This window comes from Shinella curvata (assembly GCF_022899935.1).
Lineage (GTDB): Bacteria > Pseudomonadota > Alphaproteobacteria > Rhizobiales > Rhizobiaceae > Shinella > Shinella curvata.
In genome coordinates this window covers 602,510-616,346 of sequence record NZ_JALJCJ010000001.1, presented here as the reverse complement: position 1 = coordinate 616,346, position 13,837 = coordinate 602,510, and the positions used below count along the sequence as shown (strand labels likewise).

Sequence of the window (13,837 nt, the reverse complement as noted above, 5' to 3'; positions counted from 1 at the left end):
TATAAGGTGCTTTCCGGCACCGGAATAACAAGGAAAGACGGATCATGAGCGACGATATTCAGCAGGTGGCAGGCGAGGGCGCCGGTGAAGGCGGTGGTCGCCGTTCGCGCGAGGGTCGGGGTGCCGCTGCACGGCGCGCATCGCGCACCGGCGGCGGTCCGGGTCCGTCGCTGCCCTACATCACCCGCAAGATCAAGGAATATGAGGTCCTCGACGAAGAGGGCCTGCAGCTCATCGAAAACAATGCCGACCGCGTGCTCGAGGAAATCGGTATCGAATTCCGCGACGATGCCGAAGCGCTCCAACTCTGGCGCGAAGCCGGCGCCGATGTGCGCGGCGAGCGCGTGCACTTCCCCAAGGGTCTCTGCCGCGAATTGCTGAAGACAGCCCCGTCGAACTTCACCTGGCATGCCCGCAATCCCGAGCGCAGCGTGCATATCGGCGGCAAGGCCACCGTCTTCGTGCCGGTTTACGGCCCGCCCTTCGTGCGCGACCTGGAAGGCAACCGCCGCTACGCGACGATCGAGGATTTCCGCAATTTCGTGAAGCTCGCCTATATGGCGCCGTCCATGCATTCGTCCGGCGGCACGGTCTGCGAGCCGGTCGACGTTCCGGTGAACAAGCGTCACCTGGACATGGTCTATACGCACCTCAAATATTCCGACAAGCCGTTCATGGGCTCGGTCACCGCGCCGGAACGCGCGGAAGACTCGATTGCCATGGCCAAGCTCGTGTTCGGCGACGAGTTCGTCGAAAACAACACCGTCATGATGAACCTCATCAATGCCAACTCGCCGATGGTCTTCGACGAGACCATGGTGGGCGCGCTGAAGGTCTATGCCCGCCATAATCAGGCCTGCGTCGTCTCGCCGTTCATTCTGTCGGGCGCCATGAGCCCGGTCACGGTCGCTGGTACGCTGACGCAGATCCTCGCCGAAGTTCTCGCCGGCGCTTCCTTCACCCAGCTCATCCGCAAGGGTGCGCCGGTGCTGTTCGGTACGTTTGCCGCCTCGATCTCCATGCAGTCTGGCGCGCCGACCTTCGGTTCGCCGGAGCCGTCGCTCGTTTCCTACGGTGCCGCCCAGCTTGCCCGCCGCCTTGGCATTCCGTTCCGTACCGGCGGTTCGCTCTGCGGCTCGAAGATCCCGGATGCGCAGGCCGCCCATGAATCGGCCAACACGCTGAACATGACGCTGCTCGCCGGTACGAACTTCGTGCTGCACGCAGCAGGCTGGCTCGAAGGCGGCCTCGTTGCCTCCTACGAGAAGTTCATGATCGACCAGGACCAGCTCGGCATGCAGCAGAAGTTCGCCGAGGGCATCGACCTCTCGGAAAATGCGCAGGCACTCGATGCCATCCGTGAAGTCGGTCCGGGCAGCCACTATCTCGGCTGCGCCCACACTCAGGCCAACTTCCAGACGGCCTTCTACCGCTCGCCGCTCGCCGACAACAACTCGTTCGAGCAGTGGGAAATCGAGGGACAGAAGCGCATCGAAGACCGTGCCAATGCGCTTTGCCGCACCTGGCTGGAAAACTACGAGGCGCCTTATCTCGATCCGGCCATCGACGATGCCCTGCTCGCCTATATCAAGGAGCGCAAGGACTCGATGCCGGACGCCTTCACCTGAAAGGGTCCCGATCGCGCCAGGGAGCAAGGCGGAGCAACGCGGGTGGCGGACATGATCCAGAAGGAAGTCTGGCGTCCCCACTATGAACTCAAAGGGGACGTGACCAAGTGAGGCCGCGTCCTGCCGATCTCGAAACGATCCGTGCGGCTCTTCAGCCGCACGGTCTTTTTTTGCGCGGCTTTGTGAACTTCGCGGAAGGCGAGGCGGCCCCGCATCTAGCGGGCGGCGGTTCGGCAAGGAGCGTTGCCCTCATCGGCAATATCGGCAGTTCCCTGTGGCCAGCCTTTTCCCGCTGGCGGGACATTGAGCCGGGCGGTGGCGGCAGCGATCCGCTCGACACCTGGTCGAAGGCCGTCATCCGCCCCATCGCCGCCGTGGCCGATGCAACGGCGTGGTTTCCCTCCGATCCGCCCTGGCAGCCCTTCCAGCAATGGGCCATGCGCGCCGAGGGCTTGAAAGCCTCGCCGCTCGGCATCCTCATCCACCCCGTCTATGGTCTCTGGCACGGCTACCGTGGCGCTCTCGGCTTTGAGGAACCGATCGTCGACGAGCCAGCGGCCCATAGCGCGCATCCCTGTGATAACTGTCCGGACAGGCCCTGTCTCACGACCTGTCCCGCCAGCGCGGTGCGGCCGGACATATTCGATGTGCCCGCCTGTCGTTCACATTTGCGCACGCCGCAGGGGCAGGGCGGCTGCATGATTGGCGGTTGCCTCGCCCGTGCGGCCTGTCCGGTTGGCAGTGACGTCCGCTACAATGCCGCGCAGCTTCGCTTCCACATGGCGGCGCTGTCGCTTTGATCGCGGCCCGTCGCTAAATTCGCCGCATTGCCCCTTGAGCCAAGAGACATGCGCGCGCTCCTGTTCCTCTCCGTCCTGTCTTTCACCCTTGCCCTTCGGAACCTTGCCATGGCTGAACCGCCCCATTGCACCGAGACCGAGCACCTCTCCGGCCGCTATACCGTCTGCACCTTCGACCCCGCCAAGGATACGATCCGTCTCTTCGGTACCAAGACGCTGGAGACGCGGGGGGCGACCTACGATCAGCTCAACACGCATCTGCTGCGCAACGGCCAGCACATGAGCTTCGCCATGAACGGCGGCATGTATCATCCGGGTTACGGCCCGGTCGGGTTGCTGGTCGAGCAGGGCCGGGAGACCGGCAAACTCAACCAGACCAATGCCTTCGGCAATTTCTTCATGAAGCCGAACGGCGTGTTCTGGGTGGGCGACGGCAAGGCTGGCGTGATGGAGACGGAAGCCTTGGCAAAGGCCGGTCTTTCGCCGCGCGAGGCGACGCAGTCCGGTCCGATGCTGGTGATCGACGGGCAGGTCCATGCGCGTTTCCTGCCCGATGCGACGAGCCTGCAAATCCGCAACGGCGTCGGCATCCTGCCGGATGGACGCGTCGCGTTTGCGATTTCCAATGATCCGGTGCGCTTCCACGATTTCGCAACGCTGTTCCGGGATCGGCTTCAGAGCAAAAATGCGCTGTTCCTCGATGGCAGCATTTCCAGCCTTTACGCCCCGGAAATCCGGCGGCATGACCGCGACGCAGTGATGGGCACCATCATCGCCGTCGTAAAAAATCTGCCCTGGTGAGATTTTTTTCGCGGGACCACCCAAGGATCGCCCTGTGACGCACGTCTGAAGGGATAGTGCACGCAATCGGGATGGACCCGTGGAAACAGAACTTGTCGAAAAGGCGGCTTTGGGAGACAGGCAGGCCTTCGCCGCCCTGATCGAAAGCCGCTATGATTTCATTCATGCCGTCGCCTGGCGATGGTGCGGCGACCGGCAGGATGCCGAGGACGTGGCGCAGGAGGTGTGCATACGCCTCGCCAACGCTATCAGGGGCTTCAAGGGCGCGAGCCGGCTCAGTACATGGCTCTATACGGTGACGCTGAATGCTGCGCGCGACCAGATGCGCAAGCGCCGCCGCGCCGAATGGCGCGATGCGGCCTATCTGCGTGAGCAGGCGGTGCTGCACGGTGGTCCGGCGGAAGAGGGCAGCGAAGAGCTGTGGCAGGCCGTGCGGCAGCTGCCGGACAAGCAGCGCGATGCGGTACTGCTGATCTACGGTGAAGGCCTGAGCCACGCCGCTGCGGCCGATGTGCTCGGTTGCGCCGAAACGACGATTTCCTGGCATGTGCACGAAGCCCGCAAGCGCCTGAAGGTGCTTTTGCGCGATGCCGCCGCGTGACGGAAGGACCTGATATGACCGATCTTGACCTCGAAAAACTCGCCCGCCGCACGCCCCCGGCCTCTAATGCCTCGGCGCGCACGGCAGCCCTCGCCGCCGCCATGCAGGCTTTCGACGATGCGGAAAAAAATGCCGATGCACCCCAAGGATCGATCAAGGGCGGGCGTCAAACCTCCATCTTCAACCGGATATGGAGCCCCATCATGAACCGCAAATTTCTGGCCGGCTCGGCCCTGGCTACTCTGCTCGTCGTGCCCGTCGCAGGCCTTGTCAGCTATGAAATGGTGCGCAACGGCACGGTGCCGCTGACGACCGAGACTGAGATTGCCGCAAAACCTGTTGACCAGGACCAGCGCGCTCGCAAAACCGAGGCGAAAAAGGCCAAGGCAGAGGCGCCGACGACAGCTGAAACCGAAGTTGACGGCAAGATCGCTGCTGATGCGGCACAGGAGACGACGACGCTTGCCGCAGAACCCGCACCGCTTGCCGAAAGCCGTGACGAGGAAATGGCTGAGTCCATGCCGGAATCGCTTGCCGTCGGCGGGGCCGCCAATATGCAGGCGCTCAGCCGGACGGTGACGCAGCCCTCGGCCGTGGCCGATTCCATCGCCATGCCGATGCCGGAAGAGAACCGCGAGCGCTTCGCCTCTGCTGATCCGAATCCGGTCCAGAGCGTCGCCACCGATCCGGTCTCGACCTTCTCGGCGGATGTCGACACGGCCTCCTATTCCTATATGCGCCGCGAACTCCTTGGTGGAAGTCTGCCTGAGCCGGATTCGGTGCGTGTCGAGGAACTGGTCAACTACTTCCCCTATGACTGGAAGGGGCCGGACACGGCGGAAAAGCCATTCAACGCTACCGTCACCGTCATGCCGACACCCTGGAACAAGGACACCGAGCTGCTGCATGTCGGCATCAAGGGTTTCGAGACCGTGGCGACGGAGCAGCCTTCCGCCAACCTCGTCTTCCTGATCGACGTTTCCGGCTCGATGGACGAGGACGACAAGCTGCCGCTCCTGAAAAGCGCCTTCCGCCTGCTCGTCGGCAAGCTGAAGGAGACGGATACGGTGTCGATCGTCACCTATGCCGGCGATGCCGGCGTGGTGCTGGAACCGACGGCTGCCAAGGATCGCCAGAAGATCCTCGACGCCATCGACAATCTCCAGCCCGGCGGTTCGACCGCGGGCGCCCAGGGCATCGAGGCGGCCTACAAGCTGGCGGAAAAGGCCTTCAAGAAGGATGGCGTCAACCGCGTCATGCTGGCGACGGACGGCGACTTCAATGTCGGCCCGGCGAGCGACGAGGACCTGAAGCGCATCATCGAGGAGCGCCGCAAGAGCGGCATTTTCCTCTCGGTGCTCGGTTTCGGCCGCGGCAACTATAATGACGGCATGATGCAGACGCTGGCGCAGAACGGCAACGGCACGGCTGCCTATATCGATACGCTCGCCGAGGCGCAGAAGACATTGGTGGAGGAGGCGGGATCCTCGCTCTTCCCCATCGCCAAAGATGTGAAATTCCAGATCGAGTTCAATCCGGAGCGCGTCGCCGAATATCGCCTGATCGGCTACGAGACCCGTATTCTCAACCGCGAGGATTTCAACAACGACAAGGTCGATGCCGGCGATATCGGTTCCGGCCACCGGGTGACCGCGATCTACGAGGTGACGCCGAAGGGCAGCCCCGCCGTGCTGAACGATCCCCTGCGCTACGGCAAGGCGGATGCCGCGACGACGCAGGCCGCCGGCAATGGCGAACTCGCCTTCCTGAAGATGCGCTGGAAGAAGCCGGATGGCGACAAGAGCGAGCTCGTGACGATGCCGGTAACGGATGCCAATGCCGTTGCAGACGTGAACGCCGCCTCAGCCGATATCCGCTTCTCGGTTGCGGTCGCAGCCTTCGGGCAGAAGCTGAAGGGCGTTTCCGCCCTGCAGGACTATGCCTACGGCTCGATCCTCGGCCTCGCCGAAGCCGCCAAGGGCAATGATCCCTTCGGCTACCGGGCGGAGTTCGTGAAGCTGGTGCAACTGGCACAGGGCCTTTCCGGCGGAAAGTGAGGCGGCTACGCGGCGGGCCGATTGCTTGAGGAGGCCACCGCGCTATCCTTCTCGCTCCGTCTGCGAGCGGCAGGGGACGGCAGACGGATGAGGGGCGCTGTCCAGCGCCTCTCTTTCGTTTGTGGCAGAGGCTCGCAGCCCAACCGGCTACCCTTCACCAGATCGAGGCCCGCATCGCGCAGCAATCGCCGGTCGCCGCGCGCGACGAGCAAACGCAAAGCTTCCCGCTCTATCCGCTTCTGGCGATGATGCTTCCAGATCGACCGTAATGTCTCGAAAATACCCATGCTCTGCGCCTTTCCTTCTGCACAGAGCCAAGCAAAGCCATAGACATTTCACAAACGAATAGCGATGATGGCTGACATCAGAAAAATCGATGGCGCCATGTACCCACCTCTCGAAAGCGATCTACTCAGGATTTTCGTCGCCGTCGCCCAGGCGGGCAATGTCACGCACGCGGCCGACAAGCTCGCGCGCACGCAATCGGCGATCAGCATGCAGGTGCGCAAGCTGGAGGATTCCATCGGCGTGAAACTTTTCGAACGCGGTCCGCGCGGGGTCGGGCTGACGATGGAGGGGCAGCGGTTGCTGCCCTATGCCAAGCGCATCGTCGGGCTGGTCGACGAGACGACGGCGGCGATGCGCACCTTACCGCTGGACGGGCCGGTGCGGGTAGGCATACCCGAGGAATACAATCAGACCGTCCTACCCAACGCGCTGGCTGGCTTCGCGGAGGCCCATCCAGGTGCGGAGGTGACGGTGTTTTGTGGCTACACGGGCCAGCAGATGGAAGCGCTGGAGGCGGACGAGCTCGATCTGGCCGTCATCTTCGAATGGGATGGCGGCATTTCCGGCGAGCTTCTGGCGATCGACCCGACGGTCTGGGTGGCGTCCGTCGCGCATAATCTGCATCTGGAGCGCCCGGTGCCCGTCGCCTTCTATCGGCGTTCGGTCTGGTGCCGGGAATTCGCCCAGCGTTCGCTGGAGCGTCATGCGATCCCGTATCGGGTGTCCTACACCAGCGACACGAGCAGCGGCCTGCGGTCGGCCGTGGCAAGCGGGCTCGCCATCGCACCGCTTGCCCGCAGCAACATTCCGCCGGGCGCCCGAGAGCTGACGCCTGCCGACGGATTTCCGGTGGTGGATTCCTCGCGCGTTGTGCTGAAACGCAATCCCCGGCGCAGCGGGCCGGCAATCGACGGTATGGCGGACCTGATCCGCAAGTCCTTCGGGCCGCTTGCGACAGGCGCGGATCAGGCTTTCGGATAGGCCTTTTCGAGGCCGCCTGAGCGGGTGAGGCCGGCGCGGAAGGCGGCATAGGCAGCGTGCTGGCTGGAGCGTGCGGTTTCCGTCAGGCGCATTTGCAGCCGCTTGGGAGCGGTTTGGCCCAACCATTGGCCGAGTTTTTCCAGTTTCAGCGAATTCAGAAAGGGGGCGCCCGCTGCGCGGTTCAGGCAGAGGTGGAGGCCTTCCAGCAGGTTTTCGTCCTGCTGGGCATTCTCCATGAGAAGGCGCAGATATGCCTGCTCGCTCTCGCCAAGAGCGGCAAGCTTGTCGGCAACGGTCTCCCGGTCCGGAAAGGCTGCAAGATCCGCGCTCATGTTCATCCCCCTTCGGAATCGACCTTGCCTTGGATAGGACGGCGCAAAAGCTCCCGCAAGCAGGCAAAAAGTGTTTGGACTAAAAATCCAATATTGACAAATAATCCAATTTTGGATTGTTTGTCCGAATGTTCGATTCATCAAATGCCGATCTGCTGCTGCGTCAGCACGCCGCGACCGCCGCGGCCATCTCTACTTTGCTCTATCCCCATGCCGAGGTCGTGCTGCACGATCTCGAAACCGGGCTGATAGCCGGAATCTGGAATGCCTTTTCCGGCCGCAAGCCCGAAATGGAATCCCTTGTCGGGGAAGAGCTGGCCGGAGTCGGCGCGGGCGGTGTCTATGGTCCCTATGAGAAGACCGGTGAAGACGGCCGGCGTCTGAAATCCGTGACTGCCGTGCTGAAAGACGATTACGGGCAGGCACTCGGTCTGCTGTGCATCAATATGGACATCTCGCATTTCGAAGCTGCTGCGAAGCTTCTCTCCGCCTTTACCGGCACGGCCGCACCCCGCCCGCCATCGCTCTTTGCCGGCGATTGGCGCGAAGAAATCAACACGGCGCTGCACGACTGGCTGCGCAGCCGCGGACTTGCGCTCGCTACCCTCAAGAAGGGCGACCGCGTCGCGCTCGTGGCGGTGCTCGACGAGCGGGGCCTCTTCCAGACCCGCAACGCCGTCGATCATCTCGCCGGCCTCATCGGCGCTTCGCGCGCCTCGATCTACAACTATCTCGCCGATGCCCGGCGCCAGAGCCAAGAGGATACGACGCCATGACCACGCTGCCGGATTTCCGCCTCGAAACCCATTTTTCGCGCTGGGAGTTCAAGGCGCGCCACCACATGACGGCAAGTGATGCCGAGACCATGACGATGTCGGATCTCCTGGCGCTTGCCGGCCCCGAGGATCGCGAGACCTGGGAGCGCGTGTCGCTCGGCTATACCGAGACCTGGGGCGCGCCGGCTTTGCGCGAGACGATCGCCTCGACCTATGACACGCTTTCGGGCGCGGATATCCTCACTTTCGCAGGGGCGGAGGAGGGGCTTTATTGCGCCATGCTCGCTCTGCTCGGTCCCGGCGATCACGCCATCGTCACGGTGCCGAACTATCAGTCGATGGAGACGATGCCGGTTACCATCGCGGGTAAAGTGACCGGTATCGCGCTTCGGCCGGAAAACCGCTGGCAGCTCGATCTCGATGATGTGCGCGCGGCTCTCCGCCCGGAAACCAGGCTCATCGCCGTCAATTTCCCGAACAATCCCACCGGCACGATCGCCGATCAGGCGATTTTCCGGGATCTCGTTACGCTCTGCGCCGAGCGCAGCATCCATCTCTTCTCCGATGAAGTCTATCGCGGGCTGGAGATCGATGCCGCCAAGCGCCTGCCGCAGGCGGCCGATCTCTTCGAAAAGGGCATTTCGCTCAATGTCATGTCCAAGGCCTACGGCCTGCCCGGCCTGCGCATCGGCTGGATCGCCTGCCGGGATCACGCCTTGCTCGAGCGCATGGAAAAGATGAAGCACTATCTCTCCATCTGCAACGCGCGTCCCTCCGAGGTGCTGGCGGGCATCGCCATCAAGGCGCGCGAGACGATTTTCGCGCACAATCGTTCGCTCTGCGCTGATAATATCGCCAAGATCGGCGCCTTCTTCGCCGACTACCCCGATCTCTATGAATGGGTCGCACCCGATGGCGGCTGTGTCGCCTTCACGCGCTATCTCGGCAAGGACGGCGTGGAAGAGCATTGCCGCCGGCTGGTGGAGGAAAAGGGGGTTCTGCTTCTCCCCTCCAGCCTCTTCCTCTCCGATCTCCTGCCCGTGCCGGCGGATCGTTTCCGTGTCGGTGTCGGGCGCAAGAACATCGAGGCGGGCTTGACGGCTTGGAGGGAGTTCCTGTCGCAGACCTGATGGCAAAGGCCTCGCGGGCTTGCCTGCGATGTCTTTTCCGGGTGACTAGCCCAGAATGTCCGTGGCTTTATGGCCGTCCTCGACGCCGTCGATCAGCAAGACATCGCCATCGGAGTTGCGGCTGCGCAATGGCAGGATGGCCTGATAGGCGGGCGATGCGTACCAGTCTTCCGCCGCCTTGCGGTCCGGAAAGGACAGCATGATGATGTCGCCGGCAAAGGTGCCCTCCAGCACCTGCTTGTTGCCGTCGCCATGCAGTACGAAGGCTCCGCCGTAGGGCGCCATAGTGGCGTCGATGCCTTCGAGATAAGCGATGATCTCCGGGCCGAAGGCGACGTTGCGTAGGTGGGCGATTGCGTAGGTGGTCATCGGGCTCTCCTGTGAAGCTGTTTGGGTGAGAGGACCCTAGGTGGTGCCGTGCGGCAGATCGATTACCTTGCAGGTAATGGCGATAGCTACGCTTACGAAAAAGCCGCCCGCGGTGAAGGCCGGGGCGGCTGCTTTCTTTGATCGGAAGAGGTAAGTCCTAGCTGCGGCGGCGGCCGCCGCGTTCGCGGCCGGGAGTAGCCGCGCTTTCGTCGGCAGTCTTGTTGCGCAGCGGGCCGATCTTTTCGACGATAGCTTCAAGCGTCGGGCGTTCGCGCGGTTCATGTGCATCGAGCGCCACGCGCATGGCGGCGAGGTGCTCGCAGGAGGTGCCGCAGCAGCCGCCGATGATGCGCGCGCCGGCATCGCGGGCGAGGCGGGCATATTCGGCCATCAGCGGCGGCGTGCCGGAATAGTAGATTTCCGAGCCGCGGAATTCCGGGATGCCGCAATTGCCCTTGACGACGACGGTCGCGGCCGGATCGGCGCCGGTCATGTCGAGCAGCGAGGACAGGATGTCGGACGCACCGACGCCGCAATTGGCGCCGACGGCGAGCGGGCCCGCGCCGATATCGCCGGCAACGCCGTGGATGTCGCGCGGATGCAGACCCATCATGGTCTTGCCGGCCGTGTCGAAGGAGCCGGTATAGACGAAGGGCATGCCGACCTTGGTGGCTCCCTCCGCAGCGGCGCGGATTTCCTCGGGCGAGGACATGGTCTCGACCCAGGCGACATCGGCGCCGCCGGCCTTGAGGCCTTCGATCTGCTCGACGAAGGCGGCGACGGCGTCGTCATAGGTCAGCGCGCCGAGTGGCACGAGCAGTTCGCCCGTCGGGCCGACGGAGCCGGCGACGATGACTGTGCGGTCAGCCTTGTCGGCAACGGCGCGGGCGATCTCGGCGGCCGTCTTGTTGAGCGCGAAGACGCGATCCTGGGCATGGTGCAGCTTCAGGCGATGGCGCGTGCCGCCGAAGGTGTTGGTCAGGATGATGTCGGCACCGGCATCGACGAAGTCCTGGTGCAGTTTCGTGATGTTTTCCGGCTTCGCCTCGTTCCACAGTTCCGGCGCTTCACCGGCTTCGAGACCCATCGCGAAGAGCGAGGTGCCCGTTGCACCATCGGCGAGCAGGAAGGGCTTTTCGGCAAGCAGGGCGGCAAGCGGGTTCGTGGCGGTCATGGGGCGATCCTTCTGTTTGCTGCATCATATAAAGATTTCTTTATGTGATTGCAACGATACCTTGCCGGTAAAAGAAAGTGGCGTTTCCGGCAACGCGATGGTTGCGCGCGGCTGCGATGCTGCTACACCGGAATTCCGGCTCTAATCCAAAAGGACGTTCTCATGCCGGATTTTTCCACATTCATGCTCTTTGCCGCAGCGTCGCTGGTTCTGACCGCGACGCCCGGACCGGATATGCTACTGATCGCATCGCGCAGCGTCAGTCAGGGCCGATCCGCCGGTTTCCTGACCTATGCCGGCATCGCCGCCGGCACCTATTGCCATGCCATCGCCGCCGGCCTCGGCCTGTCGCAGCTCTTTCTCACCGTTCCCGTTGCCTATGAGATCGTCCGCTGGGCCGGTTGCCTCTACCTCCTCTATCTTGCCTACAAGACGATACGGTCGGAAGGCGCTGCCTTCTCCCCATCGCCCACGCTGAAGCGGCTCTCGGGGCGGCGAATCTTTTTCGAAGGGCTTGCCACCAACCTGCTCAATCCGAAGATGGCTCTGTTCGTGCTGGCACTGTTTCCCCAGTTCGTCGATCCGGCAGGCGCAGCGTTGCCACTGCAGATGATCGTTTTAGCCACGATCCTGAACGGCATCGGCCTGGCGGTAAACGGCTTGGTGATCGTTCTGGGAAGCCAGCTGCGCAACCGGCTCTCCTCCATGCGTCGTTTCCCGCGGTTGCCGCAATATCTCCTCGCGACCGTCTTTACCGGATTGGCATGCCGGCTGGCGCTCGGTTCCCGTAGCTAGACACAAAAATCCCGCCGCAGATCGCTTGCGGCGGGATATCGTTTGCCATCGGTTACGTCAGGCTCAGGCCGCCTTTGCCTCGTGGCTCGTCGGCGTCACCATCGAAGAGATGATCGCGCTGAGGCTGATCGCACCAACCGGACGGTTGTTCTCGTCCACCACATGGGCGAGCGTCTGGTTGGCTGATGTCATGGCGCGGGCGGCCACTTCCAGCACCGTGCCCTTGACGATCGGCATACCCTCGGGATTGCCCGACAGCGGCGCCATGATCGTCTCGACATTCACCACGCGGCCGCGGTTCACTTCCTTCACGAAGGCCGTGATGTACTCGTCCGCCGGATTGAGCACGATTTCCTGGCCGGTGCCCTGCTGCACGACCATGCCGTCGCGCAGGATGGCAATCTTGTCGCCGAGGCGAAGCGCCTCGTCGAGATCGTGCGTGATGAAGACAACGGTCTTCTTCAACTCCTTCTGGAGATCGAGAAGCACGGTCTGCATGTCGACGCGGATGAGCGGGTCGAGCGCCGAATAGGCTTCGTCCATCAGCAAGATGTCGGCATCGTTGGTGAGCGCGCGGGCAAGGCCCACACGCTGCTGCATGCCACCCGACAGCTGGTTCGGATAGTGGTTCTCGAAGCCGGAAAGGCCGACGCGGGCAATCCACTGGGTTGCCCGCTTCTCGCGTTCCGCCTGTCCCACGCCCTGGATCTCCAGGCCGTAGACGGTGTTTTCGAGAACGGTGCGATGCGGCAGCAGCGCGAACTTCTGGAACACCATCGCCGTCTTGTGGCGACGGAATTCGCGAAGGTCGTTCTCGCTCATCTTGCAGACGTCGACACCGTCATAGAGCACTTCGCCAGCCGTCGGGTCGATCAGCCGGTTGATGTGGCGGATCAGCGTCGATTTGCCGGAGCCAGAAAGGCCCATCACCACCATGATGCCGCCGGCGGGCATGGAGATGTTGATGTCGCGCAGGCCGAGAACATGGCCGTATTTCTGGTTCAGTTCGGCCTTGCCGAGACCGTTCTTCACGGCATCGACATAGTCGCCGCCACGGGGTCCGAAGATCTTGTAGAGATTGCGGACCTCGATTGCATGACTAACCATGAATTACCTCCGAATGCTTCTGCAGCCGCTTGCCATAAGCCTGGCTTGTGCGGTCGAAAATGATGGCGATGGCCACGAGCGCGAACCCGTTGAGGAACCCGACCGTGAAGAACTGGTTGTTGATGGCCTGAAGCACGTTCTTGCCGAGACCGCCGACGCCGACCATGGAGGCGACGACGACCATGGCGAGCGACATCATGATGGTCTGGTTGATGCCGGCCATGATGGTGGGCAGCGCCAGCGGCATCTGAACGTTCTTGAGCTTCTGCCACCCTGAAGAACCAAAGGCGTCGGCCGCCTCCAGAACTTCCTTGTCGACGAGCCGGATGCCGAGATTGGTCAGGCGGATCATCGGCGGAACGGCATAGATGACGACTGCGATGAGGCCCGGCACCTTGCCGATGCCGAAGATCATGACGACGGGGATGAGATAGACGAAGCTCGGCATCGTCTGCATCACGTCGAGGATCGGGTTGATGACGCCCTGCACCCGGTCGGACCGGGCCATGAGGATGCCGATCGGGATGCCCACCAGGATGGCGATGAACGTACAGACCGTCACCATGGCGAGCGTCACCATCGTGTCGTTCCAAAGGCCCAGCAAGCCGATGGCAAGCATCGAGATGGCGGTGCCGATGGTGATCTTGATATTGCGACTGCCGAAATAGACGATCGCCAGCATGATCAGAAGGATGATCGGCCAGGGCGAGCTGACGAAAAGCCGCTCTAGATAGTTCAGAAACCATTGCAGCGGCTGCACCATCGCATCGATGGCATTGACATAGCTTCGAACGAGGGCCTTGAAGCCATCGTCGACACTTTTTCGGACTGCACGGATGCTGACGTCACTGAAGGCCGGAAATTTACAAAGAAAGTTTGGCAACGATTCGCATAGACCTGCCATTCTTGTCCCCTCTCTACCGGAAGTTATTGTCTCGCAACGCAATGTAATTTTGCTGCAACTGCGAACGAGACGGTGCGCACAGGGATATTCTTGT

General features: G+C 62.6%; 15 protein-coding genes. 9 read left to right on the top strand and 6 right to left on the bottom strand.

Going from position 1 to position 13,837, the window contains the following annotated elements:
- Positions 1–44 precede the first annotated feature (44 nt).
- From MUU55_RS02975 to MUU55_RS02955, 5 genes are all read left to right on the top strand, one after another.
- On the top strand, positions 45–1,628 hold the full coding sequence (locus MUU55_RS02975) for a trimethylamine methyltransferase family protein (protein ID WP_244759270.1): 1,584 nt from the start codon (positions 45–47) through the stop codon (positions 1,626–1,628).
- A gap of 107 nt (positions 1,629–1,735) precedes the next feature.
- Positions 1,736–2,428, top strand: coding sequence for a 4Fe-4S dicluster domain-containing protein (locus MUU55_RS02970; RefSeq protein ID WP_244759269.1), 693 nt, complete (start codon positions 1,736–1,738; stop codon positions 2,426–2,428).
- Positions 2,429–2,536: 108 nt separating this feature from the next.
- A complete protein-coding gene (locus MUU55_RS02965; RefSeq protein ID WP_244759268.1) occupies positions 2,537–3,229 on the top strand; it encodes a phosphodiester glycosidase family protein in 693 nt (230 codons plus the stop codon).
- A gap of 79 nt (positions 3,230–3,308) precedes the next feature.
- Positions 3,309–3,830, top strand: coding sequence for an RNA polymerase sigma factor (locus tag MUU55_RS02960; RefSeq protein WP_244759267.1), 522 nt, complete (start codon positions 3,309–3,311; stop codon positions 3,828–3,830).
- A 14-nt stretch (positions 3,831–3,844) separates the two neighbouring features.
- Complete coding sequence (locus MUU55_RS02955) at positions 3,845–5,887, top strand: vWA domain-containing protein (protein WP_244759266.1); 2,043 nt, start codon at positions 3,845–3,847, stop codon at positions 5,885–5,887.
- Positions 5,888–5,892: 5 nt separating this feature from the next.
- On the opposite strand, the gene MUU55_RS02950 is transcribed toward MUU55_RS02955, so the two are convergent.
- Positions 5,893–6,174, bottom strand: coding sequence for a hypothetical protein (locus MUU55_RS02950; RefSeq protein ID WP_244759265.1), 282 nt, complete (start codon positions 6,172–6,174; stop codon positions 5,893–5,895).
- Positions 6,175–6,271: 97 nt separating this feature from the next.
- Between MUU55_RS02950 and MUU55_RS02945 the strand changes: the two genes are divergently transcribed.
- Positions 6,272–7,156 (top strand): LysR family transcriptional regulator, encoded by an 885-nt coding sequence (locus MUU55_RS02945; RefSeq protein ID WP_244759264.1) that lies wholly within the window; start codon positions 6,272–6,274, stop codon positions 7,154–7,156.
- On the opposite strand, the gene MUU55_RS02940 is transcribed toward MUU55_RS02945, so the two are convergent.
- Positions 7,141–7,488, bottom strand: coding sequence for a hypothetical protein (locus tag MUU55_RS02940; protein WP_425314126.1), 348 nt, complete (start codon positions 7,486–7,488; stop codon positions 7,141–7,143). The two genes, MUU55_RS02945 and MUU55_RS02940, sit on opposite strands and share 16 nt — an antisense overlap.
- Positions 7,489–7,616: 128 nt before the next feature.
- Between MUU55_RS02940 and MUU55_RS02935 the strand changes: the two genes are divergently transcribed.
- Both MUU55_RS02935 and MUU55_RS02930 read left to right on the top strand, forming a co-directional pair.
- On the top strand, positions 7,617–8,264 hold the full coding sequence (locus tag MUU55_RS02935) for a helix-turn-helix transcriptional regulator (protein WP_244759262.1): 648 nt from the start codon (positions 7,617–7,619) through the stop codon (positions 8,262–8,264).
- Positions 8,261–9,394 (top strand): aminotransferase class I/II-fold pyridoxal phosphate-dependent enzyme, encoded by a 1,134-nt coding sequence (locus MUU55_RS02930; protein ID WP_244759261.1) that lies wholly within the window; start codon positions 8,261–8,263, stop codon positions 9,392–9,394. Before MUU55_RS02935 ends, MUU55_RS02930 begins: the two co-directional genes overlap by 4 nt.
- Before the next feature lie 45 nt (positions 9,395–9,439).
- Here the strand turns inward: MUU55_RS02930 and MUU55_RS02925 are convergent, their stop codons facing one another.
- A complete protein-coding gene (locus MUU55_RS02925; RefSeq protein WP_244759260.1) occupies positions 9,440–9,763 on the bottom strand; it encodes a DUF1330 domain-containing protein in 324 nt (107 codons plus the stop codon).
- 157 nt (positions 9,764–9,920) lie between these two features.
- The gene (bmt, locus tag MUU55_RS02920) at positions 9,921–10,937 is read right to left on the bottom strand and encodes a betaine--homocysteine S-methyltransferase (RefSeq protein WP_244759259.1); all 1,017 of its coding nucleotides are present in this window, start codon (positions 10,935–10,937) and stop codon (positions 9,921–9,923) included.
- Positions 10,938–11,099: 162 nt separating this feature from the next.
- Here bmt and MUU55_RS02915 point away from each other — a divergent pair, with 162 nt between their 5' ends.
- A complete protein-coding gene (locus MUU55_RS02915) occupies positions 11,100–11,732 on the top strand; it encodes a LysE family translocator (protein ID WP_244759258.1) in 633 nt (210 codons plus the stop codon).
- A gap of 63 nt (positions 11,733–11,795) precedes the next feature.
- On the opposite strand, the gene MUU55_RS02910 is transcribed toward MUU55_RS02915, so the two are convergent.
- A complete protein-coding gene (locus tag MUU55_RS02910; RefSeq protein WP_244759257.1) occupies positions 11,796–12,839 on the bottom strand; it encodes a quaternary amine ABC transporter ATP-binding protein in 1,044 nt (347 codons plus the stop codon).
- Positions 12,832–13,743, bottom strand: a complete 912-nt coding sequence (locus MUU55_RS02905; protein WP_244759256.1) for an ABC transporter permease — start codon at positions 13,741–13,743, stop codon at positions 12,832–12,834. The genes MUU55_RS02910 and MUU55_RS02905 overlap by 8 nt, the downstream gene beginning before the upstream one ends.
- Positions 13,744–13,837 lie beyond the last annotated feature (94 nt).